Origin of the sequence: Parashewanella tropica, from assembly GCF_004358445.1 — a bacterium.
Lineage (GTDB): Bacteria > Pseudomonadota > Gammaproteobacteria > Enterobacterales > Shewanellaceae > Parashewanella > Parashewanella tropica.
Genome location: NZ_CP037951.1, coordinates 747,194 through 765,373, shown reverse-complemented (window position 1 = coordinate 765,373; position 18,180 = coordinate 747,194). Strand labels below are relative to the sequence as shown.

Here is an 18,180-nt window from a genome sequence, read left to right as displayed (position 1 = left end):
TAAAAAACAATAAAGTGTTAGGGGTAAAAAATGAAAACAAGAGATATGGTTATACATACCAGTTTAGAGCTGTTTAATGAGCACGGAGAACGCACCATTACCACTAATCATATTGCCGCTCATATGGGGATCAGCCCGGGTAATTTGTATTATCACTTCGCAAATAAGCAAGATATTATTCAAGAAATTTTCAGCTTATTTGAAAATCACATTAACGAAAATATCAGACCTTCTGAAGAAAATGAGTTTTACGCTGGCTCAATGATGGCTTATTTAGACGCCGTTTTCGAAGGACTTTGGAAGTTCCGCTTTTTCTACATAAACCTACACGATATTCTGTTAAAAGATGATGTTTTAAAACAGCGATATCTAAAGCTACAAAAAAACACGACTCAATCTATTACCCAAATTTTGCAACAAATGGTGAATCACCAAATTTTAGACATACCATCAACAGATGTTGAACGCCTCGCAGATACAATAAGAATTTTAATTGGCTCGTGGATTGGTCATAAGCAAGTACAGTCGAATCACAAAGAAATCAAACCATCTGAGTTATTTGATGGTGTTTCTCGCATCATCTTGATAATGAAACCTTATGCAACCGAAAACTCAGCAGCAATGTTTTCTCAAATTGAATCTCGCTATCACTCATTGAGTACTCCGACTGACGAGTAACCTTAAATTTGAAGATAAATGCAAAGGTGAATCTACTCAGATTCACCTTCTAATCTATCAAGCTCCAGCCCCGCAACACGATATTCAACATAGTCGTAAACATTAGTTGCAAGCGTCAATCTAAATAGCTGAGCAGCTGCCTCTTTATTCCCCTGCATTAGCGCTTGCTGAGCAATATAAAAATAGGCTTCGCATAAATGTTTTGTGTATTCTCGTTGCTGATCTTCAGACTCAATATCTTGACTGGCACGATTAATGAGTTCATCTGCAGTCATTTTTCCTTGAAAGTATTGAGCTATAAAGGTCGGCCACTCGCCCTCTGGAAGCATTTTAACGTACTTATCTAAAGATACTTTTGCTTGATTAGGGTTGAGCTTACGTTGTGCTAAATATAGCCAGATAGCACGATACGCATCTTTTGGCGAGTGCTCATAAAACTCAGTAAAATCTTTAATAGCAAGGTCGAACCGCCCTGCGTAATACAAAGCTATACCACGATTTAAATAAGCATATTCGTATTTAGGAGCTAACTCTAATACAGAATCGAAGGCATCATAAGCACTATCAAAGTCCCCTTCTAGAGTCGAATAGATACCAAGAAAATTATAAGCATCTGCCAGTCTAGGGTTTAAATTTAAGGCTTGCCTAAAGTCATATCGAGCTGACAAGGGTAATCCAATACGATCATAAATCACTCCCCGTTCATACATAAAGCGAGCACGTTGTTTATCTGTCAACTTAGCACGAGCAAGGATGTCAGAACTTTTTAGGAGGTTTAGCTCATCTTGATATAGTGGAGTAACTGGCTCAACTAATAAACGGGTAGGATAGTGGGTGGTTGAAGTGGTAGATGCACAACCTGAAAGCAAAGAAACGACCACTGCAACTTTAAGAATGCGCCAATTTACAATCATTAAGATCAAGCCCTTGAAAAATATGGAAACTGGTTAATCATATCAATCCCAGCTCCAAACAGCTATCAAGAATTTAATGGCTTTAAAGTGATAAGGTGCCACAAAGTCGTTTTGAGCTTTGAGCTAGCTTCTCATTGGCCTCTTTAAGGTTCAATAAAAGCATTGACTTTGATGTTAAATAATTGGAATAAATTCCATAGCAAACGAGTTCAATATCGTTCGTATTTGCTTTAGGGTATTCATTTGCTAAAACTTGACTGCAATGAGTCACAAAATCAGCCATGTTTTGCTCTTGATCTCGTTTAACCGATTCAAGCCTTTTGGCCTCTGTAAATAATTCATCACTGATGATGTTATCTCTATTATCTTGCTCTGAGCCAATATCGAAGAGCATTGCCAACAATGCATCCACAGTATGTGTTTCAGGAAGGTATGAAATAACTTCTTTCCATTGAGCTGAATAGATATTGCGCCAGCGTTCACTCAAGGCTGCAATGATTTGATCTCGATTACCAATATAGTGACGTAAAATGGTGCGCTTTACTCCAGCGGTTTCTGCAATGTTCTCTAAAGACGTATCTTGAAGTCCTTGCTTAAGAATGCATTCCTCTAGTGCATCAAGAATTTCCGTTCGTCTTTGCTCCACCATACTGGGTCTAGCCATTATCACCTCTATATCGATATTAGTCGTGTTGATCTGTCAAACTTAACTTCTAGAGTAAATATACTCTACACTTGCAATCATATTATATTTTCAGAATGAAAACATAATATAAATAGCGTGGAATTGTAATTCTCTCACAAAAAAGGAAAACGATTAACCTTCTACCAGTAATACAAATCTCACTTGCCTATTTATCATACCAATCTGCATTCAATAGCTATCCCTCAGCAATAGATAAGGGCTTTCAGAGCAAGGGGCAAGCTTAAATAATATAAAAAAAGGGAGCTAAAAAGCTCCCTTAGATTTACTATCTAAAATAGATTATTCAGCTGCTGGTGCTTCTTCTTTCGCTTTCGCTTCTTTAATAGATAGACGCACACGACCTTGACGATCCACTTCCATCACTTTCACGTCCACTTCCTGACCTACTGCTAGGTGATCAGATACGTTAGCAACACGCTCTTCACTGATTTGTGAAATGTGTACTAGACCATCTTTACCAGGAAGGATGTTTACGAACGCACCGAAGTCAACGATACGATTGATCTTACCTTTGTAGATACGACCTACTTCAACTTCAGAGGTTAACTCTTCGATACGGCGGATTGCTTCACGAGTAGAGTCACCATCAGAAGAAGCAATACGCACAGTACCGTCATCATCAAGCTCAATCGTAGTGCCAGTCTCTTCAGTAAGAGCACGGATCGTTGCACCACCTTTACCGATAACATCACGGATCTTCTCAGGGTTGATCTTGATGCTAGTGATACGAGGCGCGTGATCAGAGATATCTTCACGGTGAGAACCGATTGCACTGTCCATCACGTTCAGAATGTGGATACGAGCGCCCATTGCTTGTTGCAGAGCAATATCCATGATTTCTTTAGTGATACCTTCAATCTTGATGTCCATTTGCAGTGCAGTAATACCGTCACGTGTACCTGCTACTTTAAAGTCCATATCACCAAGGTGATCTTCGTCACCTAGAATGTCAGAAAGTACTACGAAGTCATCGCCTTCTTTAACAAGGCCCATTGCGATACCCGCAACAGATGCCTTGATTGGTACACCTGCATCCATCAATGCTAGAGAAGTACCACAAACAGAAGCCATAGAGCTTGAACCGTTAGATTCGGTGATTTCAGACACCACACGTACTGCGTATGGGAATTCAGCTTCTGTTGGCATAACCGCATTGATACCACGCCATGCTAACTTACCGTGACCAATTTCACGACGCTTAGGCGAACCAACCATACCCGTTTCACCTACAGAGTATGGAGGGAAGTTGTAGTGCAACATAAAGCGGCTAGTACGCTCACCCATGATGCCATCGATCTTTTGTGCATCACGTTCAGTACCTAAAGTTGCAGCAACTAAAGCCTGAGTTTCACCGCGAGTGAAGATTGCAGAACCGTGAGTACGTGGAAGTACGCCCGCTTGAACGTTGAGCGCACGAACCATATCTGGCTCACGACCATCGATACGAGGCTCACCACGGATGATGCGACCACGAACAACGTTCTTCTCTAGGCTACCTAATAGACCTTCAACTTCAGACACATCAATGTCTTCGTTTTCAGCAACTAGTTTTTCAACAGCCGCAGACTTAACTGCCGCTACAGCGTCACGACGCTCTTGCTTATCAACCACTTGGTAAGCGGCGCCCATACCTTCTTCAGCTAAATCTTTGATTTTAGCAACAAGCTCTTGGTCTTTTTCTTCTGCAGTCCAACCCCAAGCAGGTTTACCCGCTTCAGCTTTGAACTCTTCAATCGCATTCACAACAACTTGTTGTTGATCGTGACCATAAACGACTGCGCCTAGCATGATTTCTTCTGGAAGCGCCTGTGCTTCAGATTCAACCATCAATACCGCAGACTGAGTACCCGCAACAACTAGGTCTAGCTGGCTTTCTGGCATTTGATCTACATTAGGGTTTAGGATGTATTCGCTACCCGTGTAACCAACACGCGCCGCACCTAGTGGACCATTAAACGGAATACCAGAAATCGCTAATGCTGCTGAAGTACCAATCATCGAAATGATGTCTGGCTCAATGTTAGGATCAACAGAAACAACAGTGATGATCACTTGAACTTCGTTTTTGAAGCCATTAGGGAATAGTGGACGGATCGGACGGTCAATCAAACGTGCAATCAGAGTTTCGTCTTCAGATGGACGACCTTCACGCTTGAAGAAACCACCAGGGATCTTACCTGCTGCGTATGCTTTTTCTTGATAGTTAACTGTCAGAGGGAAGAAGTCACGACCTGGGTCTGCGTCTTTCTTGCCTACTACAGTAACTAAAACAGTGGTGTCGCCCATGCTTGCCAACACAGCAGCGTCAGCTTGACGTGCAATCACTCCGGTTTCTAGAGTTACGGTGTGTTGACCGTATTCAAAACTCTTTACAATTGGATTCACTTGACCAATTCCTTAATTAATTATCTTAAATTTCGCTCAGCATTATACGTTAACAACCGTCATTAGATAAAGCGTCTATACTTCACAAACACCATTATCACAAATATTTCATGTATAAATGTGCTGACAAATGGACCTTGTTAGCTTTAAAAAATCATAGAGGGTTGAATTCAGGGATGAAATTACGCTTTAGTTCTCTCACATTAAAGCAAACTTTTTTAGTGTCTATAACGGTATTTTGTTTTGCCGTGGCACTGCTTTTTATCGAATTTATTTCAGTGGTTCATACTGAAAAACGACATCTCAAACAGCAAGGGGAAACCCTGATTCATAGTTTGGAGCAAAGCGCCAAAGCTTCTTCCCTAACCGACAATACTCTCTTAGCGCAGCAGTTATTAAAGCAAAGTTTTGATCTGCCTTGGATCCAAAGCGTCAGTATCGAACTCAGAGAAACGGGACGCATACTTTCAGCCAATAAGCCGCTCGATGCAGAAAATGGAATTTGGCATGATTTCGGTCGGTGGCTATTTCAAAATCAGCAACATAACACTCGATTGCTTTACCGAGACAACTCACAACCATTTGCGAGGCTTAATCTTCACTATGATCTTAAAAAGATCAGCCATACTCTTCAAAAACATTTTACCCGCACCTTTATCTTTTCTTTAATCGGTACGCTTGTGCTTACGGTATTACTCACTGGTGTATTTCATTTCTTTTTAACCAAGCCAATGCTCATTTTGAGTCAAGCCATAGATAAAATCACTCCAGATACCCCTAAAGATAATTTATTACCGCGTATTCCTTTTCACAACAATAACGAATTATCCAGAGTAGTGACTAAGTTCAATCAGATATTGATTCAGTTTGATATGACACAACTCAAGCTACGAAAAATGGCAACGAAAGATCCACTAACCAGCTTGCCCAATCGTGTGTTGTTACTTGAAACCATTAACCTGAGCATTCAGCGTTCCAGTCAACAAAAACGTAGCTTTGCTCTGTTTTATATTGACTTAGATCGCTTTAAAAACATTAATGATTCGTTGGGGCACCAACTCGGCGATCGATACTTAATGCGTATCGCCCGCGTATTAAAGCGAGTTGTAGGCGAAAAAGGCACCGTCGCGCGCCTTGGTGGTGATGAATTTGCGATCATAGCCAATGAGCCACAGACGCTTCCGCAAGCAGGAGAATTTGCACAAAATTTAATTAAGGAAATCAAAAAGCCGCTGTTTTTAAATGAGCATAAACTTCATCCCAATGCCTCTGTGGGGATCGCTCTCTATCCTGATGATGGCCACAACTCAGATGATTTGATCCGCCATGCTGAAATGGCTATGTATAGTGCCAAAAAGCAAGGCTTAGGTAATTGGGCATTTTTCAATAAAAAAATGACCGAAAAAGCCATCGCTCATCTTCGTATTGAAGCCAATCTTTATAATGCGATTCGTAATGACAATCTATCCTTATTTTTCCAACCAAAAATAGAATTAGCTACGGGAAAAATGAAAGGCGCAGAAGCCTTAATCCGCTGGCATCAAGGTGATAAAATTGTCTCTCCGGGCGATTTCATTCCGGTGGCAGAAGAGACAGGGTTGATCGTGACTTTAGGTAAATGGGTGATCACCAAAACCTGTGAAACACTAAGAAAATGGTGTGACGAATTTAATCAAGTGCCTTCTATTGCTATCAATATCGCCGCTAAACACTTCATCGATCCAAAATTTGTAGATCAACTTAAAACCTGTGTCAGCAGTTTTCATCTTGATCCATCTCTAATAGAAATTGAAATTACAGAAAGCTCATTTATTCATGATATTCAATTAGCCATCGCTGTGATAGAGCAGCTTAGAAAATCTGGTTTTAAAGTCTCCATTGATGATTTTGGAACAGGTTATTCGTCGCTCTCATACCTAAAAGTATTACCTATTAACACTTTAAAAATTGATCGCGCTTTTGTTGAAGGGCTACCTGAAAACGATGCGATTGCATCTACCATCGTCATGCTCGGGCAACAAATGAGTTTAGAAATTGTCGCTGAAGGTATTGACGAAGCCAAGCAGCTAAAATGGCTAAAAGCACATGGCTGCGCTTTAGGGCAAGGCTATTTATTTAGTCGTCCACTTCCACAAGAAGAATTTGAAAAACAATATCTTGAGCCCCAGCAAACGGTTTTAGAGATCGAGTAACGCATATTAAGTTCAACCCCACAATTTAGACATCTAAACATCTTGACGTTTTAACATCCTCATGTTTATTATCTATGCATTAAGTAAGATTTATTATGCAAATACTCATTTCAGTATGTATAGGGATAACAGGATGACAACTGCAGTATTGCCGTCTTTCTTTGAGACATTGCCAAGGATAGATATTCGTGACTCTTTTCATTTACCAGAACAACAACCCTTGTTCCATGGTGGAAATATCTCTCAAGGACAAGTTTCATACTACCTTCGAGGTCCTAAGGATTCACCTATAATCATTGTGCTCGGGGGTATTTCGTCAGGGAAAGAAACCGAGCAGTGGTGGCCAGAAATGGTCGGAGCAGGATTAGCGATAGATACTGATCTTTATCAAGTATTAAGTATCGATTTTCTGGGTGGAAACCATGACTCCAGTGCTCCAGATGCTAATGAACATTCAAGCCAAGCCGCCGCTATTGATACCAGAGATCAGGCAAAAGCCATTTCACTCTTATTAGAACATTTAGACATTGATGTGGTTCACAGCTTTATTGGTGCATCCTATGGCGGAATGATCGCCCTTTCATTCGCTGAATTATTTCCAAATAAAGTAAAACAACTTTGTATTCTATGTGCGGCTCATAAAAGCAGTAACCTTGGTATTGCTTGGCGCTCGATACAACGTCAAATCATACAACTCGGCGCAGATACTGAGCAGGAGGAACAAGCCATCGCGCTTGCTAGAGCGCTAGCGATGACGACTTATCGTTCATTTGTAGAGTTTGAAGAAAGATTTTCAACCGCTCCGTATGTCGTAGATGGCTACTTTCAATTTCCTGTTAATGGATATTTAGCCTCTAGAGGTGAAGCATTTAAGAAAAATTTCTGCTGTCGTGCCTATCTTTGTTTATCAGAATCTATCGACTTGCATCATGTCCTGCCTGAAAACATTAAAACACCGATAACTTGTATCAGCTTTGATACTGACCAACTCATTCCTAAAAAATTGATGCAAGAGCTGGCTGAATATAGCCAAGGGAAAAGTCAGCATTTCAATCTTCCTTCACTGTACGGTCATGATGCCTTTTTAAAAGAAACTCAAGCCATAACACCACTTATTCAACAAACGTTAGAGTCCATCCGCCATGTCAAATAATAATCAACAACACACCTACGCCCATACACAAACATCAGCCGTTCGTTCTGGCTTAGATACTGACACCGCTCATGGTGCAGTGATGCCACCGATTTATCTATCCAGTAATTTCAGTTTCGAGTCTTACAATCAACCTCGAAAATACGATTACACTCGTTCAGGCAATCCAACTCGCGATCTACTCGCAGAAGCATTAGCAGAGCTCGAAGGCGGTCATGGCGCGGTGATCACACCAACAGGAATGGCAGCAGTTAACCTTGTCCTCCAGTTATTAACACCTGAAGATACTCTTCTCGTTCCCCATGACTGTTATGGTGGCAGCTATCGTTTATTTGAACATGCTTCAAAACGTGGATTATTCAAATTAACTATTGTCGACCAAAATGATTCTGCAGCCCTACAACAAGCTCTTGAGCAGCAACCCCGTCTAGTATGGGTCGAAACACCAAGTAATCCATTACTTCGGATTTATGATATTGAAGCCATTTGCCAACAAGCTCATCAAGTCGGTGCCTTAGTTGCCGTCGATAACACTTTCTTGACCCCTTTATGGCAAAAACCATTTGAATTAGGTGCAGATATCGTCATCCACTCAACCACTAAATACATCAATGGTCATAGTGACGTAGTTGGCGGTGCCGTGATTGCAAAAAACCAAGAGCTTCACGAAAAGTTAGCGTGGTGGGCAAACTGTATTGGCGCGACTGCGGCACCTTTTGATAGCTATATGACTTTACGTGGTGTTCGAACGTTACATGCTCGTCTTCAAATTCATGAACAAAATACAAAATCTGTTGTGGATTACCTTAACCAGCATCCAGCCATTAAAAAGGTCTATCACCCAAGTTTAAAGAGTCATTCGGGGCATGAAATAGCGGCAAAACAACAGTCAGGTTTTGGTGCCATGTTAAGTGTCGAATTGGATTTAGGCTCTGAGACTCAAGATTACCCACAGCTGTTAACGCACTTCTTTAATTCATTAAGTATGTTCACACTTGCGGAGTCTCTTGGCGGTGTGGAAAGTTTAGTTTGTCACCCAGCTACCATGACCCATGCAGGGATCAGCGAAGAAGCGCGTAAAACAGCGGGAATTTCAGAGTCTTTATTACGATTCTCAATCGGCATTGAACACAATGAAGATTTACTCGCTGACTTATCAAGAGCGCTTGAATCTCTTAGTGCTTTAAAACAAAAGCTTACCGAAAAGTAAGCTATTCCAAAAAACGGCACAGGATAATCTGCGCCGTTTTTTCACTTTAGCCTTCATAAAGCTATTTTTTCAAGTTTTGCTCAAATAGCTTATAAATACGGTTGTATTCATCTAACCAGCTTGATGGTTGTTTAAAACCGTGCGGCTCCACTGGATAAATCGCCGTTTCAAACATTGGCTTTTCAAGTTCAATTAAACGTTGAACCAGACGAACACTGTCTTGGAAGAATACGTTGTCATCCAAGACACCCGCCATGATCAGCAGCGGTTTTTTAAGACCTTCTGCATGTTCGATTGGTGAACTACGTTCATACGCAATCGGATCAACATCTGGCGTATTCAAAATGTTAGAAGTGTACGGCGCGTTATAGTGTGCCCAATCGGTTACAGGACGAAGCGCGGCACCTGCTTGGAATAAATCAGGTTCAGTAAACAATGCCATAAAGGTTAAGAAACCACCGTAAGAACCACCATAAGTTCCCACGCGTTTAGCGTCTACGTTGGCATTCGCTGCCATCCATTTTACGCCATCTTCCAAATCTTCCACTTCTGGATGACCCATATTACGGTAGATTGCAGTACGCCAGTCACGTCCATAACCTTTAGAGCCACGATAATCCATATCCATTACCACATAGCCTTGTTGGGCTAACAAGTTGTGGAACATGTACTCACGGAAGTATCCAGAAAATCCATAATGTGCGTTTTGCAGATAACCCGCACCGTGATTGAAAATCACCGCTGGATATTTATCAGCGTTATTCTTGTCGAACCCTTGAGGTAGATACACACGTGCATAGACTTCACCAGCCCCATGAGTCGATGGAACAGCTACAACCTCAGGTGCCTGCCATTTGTAATCAGCAAATGCTTTACTGGTATAGTTTGTAAGTTGCTTAAGCTCGCCACCAATTTTTTGAACATAAAGCTCATTCGGGCGAGTTCGAGTAGATGCTGTTAGAAGTAACGACTCACCATCTGGACTTAAGCGATAATCTAACACGCCCTTCCAGTTGGTTAGCTGTTCACTTTTCCCTGATACGATGTTCACACGATAAACATTGTACATTCCAGGGTGAGTTTTATTGGCTTTGTAGTATAGGTACTGACCACGAGGACCGACGGTCACTTCGCTCACTACATACTTGCCTTTAGTTAATGTCTTAGCAGGCTTGCCAATTTGCTTTAGGTAAAGTTGAGAGTAACCCGACTTTTCTGACAAGAAGTAATATTGATCGCTATCATCAATCCAACCATATTGATTATGGGTATAATTGATCCACGCATCATCATGTAAACGATCTTCAGTACTGAAACGACCATTTTTAAGATCAACATTAGCAATCCAACGATCTTTGTTGTCTACGGCTTCGATCATCACCAAGAGTTTGTCTTCTGAAGGGTGCCATTGAATAGGGCTTTGGCTCCAGCCCCAATCTACCATTAACTGCAATTTACGCGGCGCTTTTTCACTGTCGTAAGTTTTGCCTTCTTTCTTCGCATTTTCAGCTTTTACTTTGGCTAACACATCTTGGTTGTAACCTGTTAAGCCCTCAATAGTAATGGCACGTTTTTGATGCGTTTTTAGATCAAGCACCATGAAGTCCTGACCGGGATAGTTATCTTCCGCCACTCTTGCACGTGCAGGAACGGCATCGACATAACCGTCTTTACCAAGGTAATTTGGCATAATGTCATGCTCACTACGCCACTTATAATTTTTATCAACTACAGCCACAAATAAATAGCGGCCGTCTGGTGACAAGCTTGATTCTACTACTCGGTTATTTTTACCTAAGTACCATGCTTTTGAAGCGACGGTTGGATCTTGTTTTGCCAATCGATCATTAAATTGTTCTTTAAGCTCTGCATCTTTATGTTGCTTAGCCACATATTTGATCAAACGTTGCTGTTGCTTAGCCAAATAAGTTGTTGGTTGTTGCACGCCTTTAGGCGCGTTAGCCATTTTGATGTCAGCCAACTGCTCAATTAAACCATTATTGGCATGAATACGGAAAATCTGATTACCTTGCCAGTATGCTAGATCACCATTACTTAAATAACGAACGCCGTTGATGCGTCGATTTTGCTTGGTGACTTGCTCAACGCTACCTGTTTCAAGATTTTTTACGAAGATATTACCTTGATACAAAGACGCTTTTTTGGTTTTCTCAGGGTTGAAAACACCACCACGTTGGTCGGCTAGGTGGTAATCAGCAATGCTCAGTTTTTTCGCTTTGCCATTAACAGGTTGTTGGTAATAATCTTTTAACGGAGAACCATAAGCCTGACGAACAAAGTACACTGAATTACTATCATCTGACCAATAAGCTTGTTTCGCTAAAATCCCCATCCAATCAGGGTTAGCCATAATCTGTTTCATGGTAAGCTTTTGATCCACTTTTGGTGGAGTCGCTAATTCGACTGTAGATAATTGAGGCTGTAACTGAGTTTTGGGAGTAATTGGCGCAGATGCACATGCCGATAAAATCGCCATGCTTAATGTCCCTAAGGCAAGGTTTCGAGTCAACAAGTTCATGCTTGTTCCTTTGTTGTTTTTAAAAAATTATCGAGCAACTCAAGTCCTTGCTCGGTCAAAATAGATTCAGGGTGAAATTGAACGCCATAAATCGGCAGGGAATTATGGCTCATCGCCATGATTTCACACCCATAATCTGGATCATCAAACCATGCGTCCAGTGTAAAGCTTTCAGGTAGGGAATCAACCAATAGCGAGTGGTAACGGGTCACCGTTAAAGGGTGATTTAATGCAGAAAATAAACGCTCATTATTATGAGAAATATCACTGGTTTTTCCATGCATAACACGCTTTGCACGAATAACATTAGCACCAAAAGCTTGAGCGATGGCTTGATGTCCAAGACAAACCCCCAATATGGGAAGCTTTCCCTGAAAGTGCTTAATAGCTTCTAATGAAATCCCAGCTTCATTCGGAGTACAAGGCCCTGGAGATATCACCAAATGGGTCGGCTTTAACGCTTCAATATCTTCAATAGTGATCTCATCGTTGCGCTTCACCATTACTTCTTGCCCTAGCTGCTGAAAATACTGAACAAGGTTAAAGGTAAACGAGTCATAATTATCAATCATCAGTAGCATCGAATTGCTACCTTTTGTTGTTGCTGCATAAATGAAATAAGAATGGGTACAGATGGGGTATTCTATGATCAAAAGTAATTAATACCAATTACAGCAATTAAATACTCAACTCAGAGCTGTGTATGCGGTCAAAGTACAATCGAAATTGATGCAGACATAGCCATCTACGTCAAAGCAATTTGGAGTAGTAATTTGGGCGCATACAAGCTCCCAAAGGGCAAGGCTAAAGATTTCCATTACTGCATTACAAGCTCTTGAATTATCCCGATAGTTCTTCGTGCTTGCGCTTTGTACTGAAAATCTTTAGCTCTTGCTGAGTGAGAAGTTAATTACTGTAATTGGTATAAGATGCAGAGCTTTAAGGTTTTTAACAGATTCTTTTACGAACAATGCCAGTCAAGCTAAGTGACTGGCATTGATTATTTAATAATATGAATAGTTTCATTTAGAACCGATAATGTGCACCTAAAGTAAATACTGGATACCACTTGTACTCTTGAATATCACGTTCAAATTCTTTTTGCTCAGCAACAACGTTGTCTAAAAGAGCATTACATTGGCTCGTTGAGAGTGATTTGCCACAAGTCACATCTAACTGAGTTTCTGGAGTGTTGTGATAAAAAGCACCGAGTTCAACATTAAAACTCCAACTTGAGGTACTGTTTGGTGCAAATGCCCAACCTAGCCCAACATAAGGAGCAAATTTCTGAAACGTGATTTCGCCTTTAGCACTGCCAACATCTTCAACTTTATAAGTTTTACCATTGAACTTATATTCACCATCGATAGCTAATGCTTCTAATTTGGCTTTATTGCCATTGTAAAAAGCACCAGCACTCAGACGGAAACCAGAAGAATCAAACGGATGATAGTCAAAAATAAGTGAAGCTGAACGCAGTTCAAGATCTGCATCGTATTTTAATGATGCTTTTTCAATTTCGCCGTTAACATTAAAGGCGTTCACACCAAGGCGTACATTCACGTTATCTGTTAAACCATGGTAATACTCGATACCAGCACCTAAGGTACCTGCTTTGATGCTAATTCCATTTGATGAATCTGCCAATGCTGGCAAAGAAAGACCTAATAAGGCCAAGAGTAATGGGGCTCCGCTTAACTTCATATCTACATCCTCATGTTTCTATACCACTTGCTGTAATAAGCGATATTAAGCAGTAAATTTGTTGACCAATAATGGCGACAAACGTTTGTTCATTATAGAATGGTGATAATGATGTTGCGAATATGGTTGCAAGTTTGAGTAAACAACACACACGATTTTAGTTTTAACTTGTTCCTTCCTCTGATGTAAATGGAGCCAACATTGGCTAATATAGTTTTGCGAATACGAACAGTATTTTTACCAATGTTATTCACCTGTATTGGATTTTTTCTGGTACTGAATTTTCAAGAATATTGGCAACAATGGCGGCCAGTCACTCGTGAACTTCCTTTATGGCTGTTGCCCATTGCAGGCTTAGTAGCGCTTCAATTTAATCGAAGCCGTTTAGCCTATTTGGCTTTTCTGCTTGTCATATATTACAGCGTTAATCGTAGCCTCTTTATTGATAGCCAGTATTTACTCTCACTTAAAGAGCAAATCTTCCTATTCGGTAGCTTAAGCATGGTACTGTTGCTATTGATGAAAGATAGAGGCATTGCATCCATTCACGGAATATTAGCATTAAGTATGTTCGCACTTTGTGCTGTTCTAACGTTCAATTTAGACATACTTCTCAACCACGCCAACAAGATACTTATGCCAACAAAATTAGCTTACAGCGATATTATTATTTCGATATGGTTAACAACGACTCTCATTATTGGCTTTGGCACTATTATTAAAAATACACTTACCACAACGACAATATCCCTTTCCTTCGTTTTGTGGTCACTCCTGTATTTTAAGCCACATTCAATACCCGCTGATATTACATTACTCGGTGTGGCTATTTTAATCTTCATCAGTGTCTTATTTGATTCGTATCGCTTGGCCTATCGGGACGAACTTACCGGGCTGCCATCACGCAGAGCCTTATACAATTTAGTTTTATCCCTAAGTAACAAGTATTGTGTTGCCATGACCGATATTGACCACTTTAAAAAGTTCAACGACACCTATGGCCATGATGTCGGCGATCAAGTACTGAAGCTGGTAGCGAGCAAACTGTCAAAAGTCACTGGAGGCGGTAAGGTGTTTCGTTACGGTGGTGAAGAGTTCACCATTATTTTCCCTCGAAAATCTGTCGAACAAACTCTAGAACACCTTGAAGCGGTACGTGAAGAAATTCAAAATTATAAGATGATGATCCGAGATGAAAACCGTAAAAATACCAACAAGAGTGCAAGAAATAAGAAAACAAATACGAATAAATCTGTAAGCGTAACTATTTCCATCGGTGTAGCTCAACACCAGCGTAAACAAGATTTTGATAAAACGTTGAAAGCGGCCGACATTGCTTTATACAAAGCTAAGAAGCAAGGACGTAATCAAGTGTGTTCATGAGCCAATTTCAAGCATAAAAAAACCGAACTCTTGGGTTCGGTTTTCTAATAGATACTCTAAACTATTTAACCACAGTTAAATGACCACGCTTCTTAGGTGGTTTTTTCGTTTTAGGATCTTCAGCTTTAGCTTCTTCAACGATAGGCTCTTTAGCTTCTTCCTCATTCGTATCAGAATCTACGCTGCTTAGAGTTAACTCTTCATCTTCCTCTTGCGAAGCCATAAAAGCTTCTTCCATATCAAATACACTGCCAGCACCGTTTTCACGGGCGTAAATAGCAACAATAGCAGCCATTGGTAATAGAATATGATGTGGTACGCCGCCAAATCGAGCATTAAACTCAACATAGCTATTACCCATTTCAAGATTCATTACTGCTGACGGTGCAACATTTAAGACAATTTGCCCGTCTTTAACATATTGTTGAGGAACTTGCGTACCTGGCACAAATGCATCTACAACCAAATGCGGTGTTAGATCGTTATCTAGTAGCCACTCATAATATGCTCTGAGTAAATATGGACGATTCGGAGTTAACATAAATTAGATCCCCATACGCATTTCGCGCTCAGCTTCTGTCAAAGAAGCTTTGAATGATTCACGATCAAAGATACGTGTCATATAGGCGTGAATATGCTGACTAGCTTGCGAGTTTAACTCGATACCTAAAGTTGGTAGGCGCCATAGCAAAGGTGCTAGGTAACAATCAACCAAACCAAACTCTTCACTCATAAAGTATGGCATCTCTGCAAAAACTGGGGAAATTGCAGTTAAGCTTTCTTGTAATTCTTTTCGCGCTTCATCCGCATTATCGTTGCTGCGGATACGCTCAACCAATTGATACCAGTCAGTTTCAACACGATGCATCATCAAACGACTTTGACCACGGGCAACAGGATAAACTGGCATTAATGGAGGGTGTGGAAAACGCTCATCTAAATATTCCATGATGATGCGTGATTGATACAGAACTAATTCGCGGTCTACGAGAGTAGGTACAGAATTATATGGATTGATCTCTAATAGATCTTCCGGCATTTCATTTGGGTCGACCTGTAAAACATCAACAGAGACACCTTTCTCAGCCAAAACAATACGTACTTGATGGCTATATAAATCATCAGCCCCAGAAAATAGGGTCATGATAGAGCGTTTGTTGGCAGCAACAGCCATTGATACCCTCCAGAATCGAAAAAACTAGAACACAGAAATCAGCTCAAATTACGAACAGACAACATTCATTCTAGGTAGAAAAATAAAACAAACGAGGGGCAAAGCCCCCCGTTAACGATGGATAACAGTACATTCTACCCGTAAATTAACGGTTAGTGTACATCTCTCCAATATTCTTTCTTCAAGAAATATGACAACACGAACAGAATAAACAAGAATCCTAGTACGTATTTACCTAATTCTTCACGTTCCAGACGAACTGGCTCAGCTGAATAAACTAGGAAACCAGTAATGTCTTTTACCGCTTGGTCATATTGCTCAGGCGTCATTGAACCTTCTTTTCCTTTAGGAATAACCAGTTCACAATTCATTTTTGGCTCACCAGAAGCTTTATCAATGATAGGGTTACCCGCTTCATCTTTCGCTTCTTTACAAACCTGCTCTTGAACACCTTGAAGGTCTTGAAGAACGTGTGGCATACCCACTGATGGGAATACAGTATTGTTCACACCAAATGGACGGCTTGGATCTTTATAGAAAGTTTTTAGGTAACTATAAAGCCAATCTTCACCACGAACACGACCCACAAGCGTTAGATCTGGTGGCGTTGCACCAAACCACTTAGCCGCTTCTTTACCAGGAATGGCGTTAGTCATCAATTCACCTGGCTTAGCACCATCAAGGATATACTTAGCACGCATATCATCAATAGAAATACCTAGGTCATTCGCTACACGCTCATAACGTTGATATTCAGTGCTGTGACAACCAGAACAATGCTTTTGGAATAAATCCAAACCACGCTCTAAAGAAGCCTTATCATGCAAATCAATGTTTGCTTTATAAGGAACTGGAGCGCCGCCAGCGGCTATCGCCATCATTGGAAATAATGAGGCAAATGCAATCAGTAACTTTTTCATTAGTGAGTCAACCTCTCTGGCACTGGCTTAGTCTTTTCATTCTTACTGTATAGCCACAGGAAGAAGAAGAATGCAAAGTAAGTGATAGTGAATACACGTGCTGCAATCGTTAGCTCAGGTGTTGCAGGTACTGCACCTAAGTATCCAAGGATAATAAATGAAACAGCGAACTGGCCGATGTTCAATTTATGGAACATGCTACGATAGCGAACAGATTTCACTTTACAGCGATCTAACCAAGGCAGAACAAATAGAACTGCAATCGATAGACCCATCATCACAACACCACCTAACTTGTTAGGTACTGCACGTAAGATTGCATAGAATGGTGTGAAGTACCAAACTGGCGCAATGTGCTCAGGTGTTTTCAGAGGGTTTGCAGGCTCAAAGTTTGGACGTTCTAGGAAGTAACCACCACCATCAGGCAGATAGAATAGAACCCAACAGAAAGCAATCAAGAAACCAGCCACACCCATAATGTCTTTTACAGTGTAATAAGGGTGGAATGGAATACCATCTACAGGCCAACCGTTCTCGTCTTTGTTCTTCTTGATTTCAATACCGTCAGGGTTGTTCGAACCCACTTCGTGTAGTGCAATCAAGTGTAAGAATACAAGTACAACTAGAACCAGCGGCAGAGCAATTACGTGTAAGGCGAAGAAACGGTTTAGCGTTGCGCCTGAAATAACGTAGTCACCACGGATCCAAAGAGTGATGTCATCACCGATAACTGGAATCGCACCAAATAGTGAGATAATTACCTGCGCGCCCCAGAATGACATTTGACCCCATGGCAATAAGTAACCCATGAAGGCTTCAGCCATCAATACTAGGAAGATCAGCATACCGAATAACCACAGTAGTTCACGTGGCTTTTGGTAAGAACCGTAGATAACACCACGGAACATATGCAGATAAACAACGATGAAAAACGCCGAAGCACCTGTAGAGTGCATATAACGGAGTAACCAACCGTATTCCACATCACGCATGATGTATTCAACAGAGGCGAATGCACCTTCAGCACTTGGTACATAGTTCATGGTTAACCAAATACCAGTCAGTAATTGGTTAACAAGCACTAATAAAGCTAGAGAGCCGAAGAAATACCAAAAGTTAAAGTTCTTCGGAGTCGCATATTGCCCAACGTGACGGTTATAAGTCGCCGTCATTGGGATACGCGCATCAATCCAACCTTGTAAATTCTTTAACATGGTCATCA

At 40.9% G+C, this 18,180-nt stretch carries 15 protein-coding genes; 5 read left to right on the top strand and 10 right to left on the bottom strand.

The genetic code is table 11. The features are described from left to right. Positions 1-30 precede the first annotated feature (30 nt). The gene (locus E2H97_RS03195; protein WP_133405792.1) at positions 31-678 is read left to right on the top strand and encodes a TetR/AcrR family transcriptional regulator; all 648 of its coding nucleotides are present in this window, start codon (positions 31-33) and stop codon (positions 676-678) included. A 32-nt stretch (positions 679-710) separates the two neighbouring features. Here E2H97_RS03195 and nlpI read toward each other — a convergent pair whose 3' ends face one another. From nlpI to pnp, 3 genes are all read right to left on the bottom strand, one after another. Continuing rightward, a complete protein-coding gene (gene nlpI, locus E2H97_RS03190; RefSeq protein WP_133405791.1) occupies positions 711-1,592 on the bottom strand; it encodes a lipoprotein NlpI in 882 nt (293 codons plus the stop codon). Positions 1,593-1,674: 82 nt separating this feature from the next. Next, on the bottom strand, positions 1,675-2,256 hold the full coding sequence (locus tag E2H97_RS03185) for a TetR/AcrR family transcriptional regulator (protein WP_133405790.1): 582 nt from the start codon (positions 2,254-2,256) through the stop codon (positions 1,675-1,677). A gap of 321 nt (positions 2,257-2,577) precedes the next feature. Further along, positions 2,578-4,683 (bottom strand): polyribonucleotide nucleotidyltransferase, encoded by a 2,106-nt coding sequence (gene pnp, locus E2H97_RS03180; RefSeq protein WP_133405789.1) that lies wholly within the window; start codon positions 4,681-4,683, stop codon positions 2,578-2,580. 176 nt (positions 4,684-4,859) lie between these two features. Between pnp and E2H97_RS03175 the strand changes: the two genes are divergently transcribed. The 3 genes from E2H97_RS03175 to metB all read left to right on the top strand — a co-directional run bounded on the left by E2H97_RS03175 (position 4,860) and on the right by metB (position 9,238). Continuing rightward, positions 4,860-6,875, top strand: coding sequence for an EAL domain-containing protein (locus E2H97_RS03175; RefSeq protein WP_133405788.1), 2,016 nt, complete (start codon positions 4,860-4,862; stop codon positions 6,873-6,875). 133 nt (positions 6,876-7,008) lie between these two features. After that, on the top strand, positions 7,009-8,028 hold the full coding sequence (metX, locus tag E2H97_RS03170) for a homoserine O-succinyltransferase MetX (RefSeq protein WP_170308237.1): 1,020 nt from the start codon (positions 7,009-7,011) through the stop codon (positions 8,026-8,028). After that, a complete protein-coding gene (gene metB, locus E2H97_RS03165) occupies positions 8,018-9,238 on the top strand; it encodes a cystathionine gamma-synthase (protein ID WP_133405786.1) in 1,221 nt (406 codons plus the stop codon). The genes metX and metB overlap by 11 nt, the downstream gene beginning before the upstream one ends. A 61-nt stretch (positions 9,239-9,299) precedes the next feature. On the opposite strand, the gene E2H97_RS03160 is transcribed toward metB, so the two are convergent. From E2H97_RS03160 to E2H97_RS03150, 3 genes are all read right to left on the bottom strand, one after another. Then, positions 9,300-11,777, bottom strand: a complete 2,478-nt coding sequence (locus E2H97_RS03160; protein ID WP_133405785.1) for a S9 family peptidase — start codon at positions 11,775-11,777, stop codon at positions 9,300-9,302. Beyond that, on the bottom strand, positions 11,774-12,358 hold the full coding sequence (locus E2H97_RS03155) for an anthranilate synthase component II (RefSeq protein WP_133405784.1): 585 nt from the start codon (positions 12,356-12,358) through the stop codon (positions 11,774-11,776). The genes E2H97_RS03160 and E2H97_RS03155 overlap by 4 nt, the downstream gene beginning before the upstream one ends. A gap of 445 nt (positions 12,359-12,803) precedes the next feature. Further along, positions 12,804-13,481, bottom strand: coding sequence for a hypothetical protein (locus E2H97_RS03150; protein ID WP_133405783.1), 678 nt, complete (start codon positions 13,479-13,481; stop codon positions 12,804-12,806). A 201-nt stretch (positions 13,482-13,682) separates the two neighbouring features. Here E2H97_RS03150 and E2H97_RS03145 point away from each other — a divergent pair, with 201 nt between their 5' ends. After that, positions 13,683-14,864: a GGDEF domain-containing protein gene (locus tag E2H97_RS03145; protein WP_246029048.1), complete on the top strand. Its 1,182-nt coding sequence runs from the start codon at positions 13,683-13,685 to the stop codon at positions 14,862-14,864. A gap of 61 nt (positions 14,865-14,925) precedes the next feature. On the opposite strand, the gene E2H97_RS03140 is transcribed toward E2H97_RS03145, so the two are convergent. The 4 genes from E2H97_RS03140 to E2H97_RS03125 form a co-directional block, all read right to left on the bottom strand. Continuing rightward, the gene (locus E2H97_RS03140; protein ID WP_133405782.1) at positions 14,926-15,405 is read right to left on the bottom strand and encodes a ClpXP protease specificity-enhancing factor; all 480 of its coding nucleotides are present in this window, start codon (positions 15,403-15,405) and stop codon (positions 14,926-14,928) included. Between the two features lie 3 nt (positions 15,406-15,408). Beyond that, on the bottom strand, positions 15,409-16,038 hold the full coding sequence (gene sspA / locus E2H97_RS03135; protein WP_133405781.1) for a stringent starvation protein SspA: 630 nt from the start codon (positions 16,036-16,038) through the stop codon (positions 15,409-15,411). A 152-nt stretch (positions 16,039-16,190) separates the two neighbouring features. Next, entirely contained in the window at positions 16,191-16,958 is a 768-nt protein-coding gene (locus E2H97_RS03130) for a cytochrome c1 (protein WP_133405780.1), read from the bottom strand. Beyond that, on the bottom strand, positions 16,958-18,172 hold the full coding sequence (locus tag E2H97_RS03125; RefSeq protein WP_121837422.1) for a cytochrome b: 1,215 nt from the start codon (positions 18,170-18,172) through the stop codon (positions 16,958-16,960). Before E2H97_RS03125 ends, E2H97_RS03130 begins: the two co-directional genes overlap by 1 nt. Between the last annotated feature and the right edge of the window lie 8 nt (positions 18,173-18,180).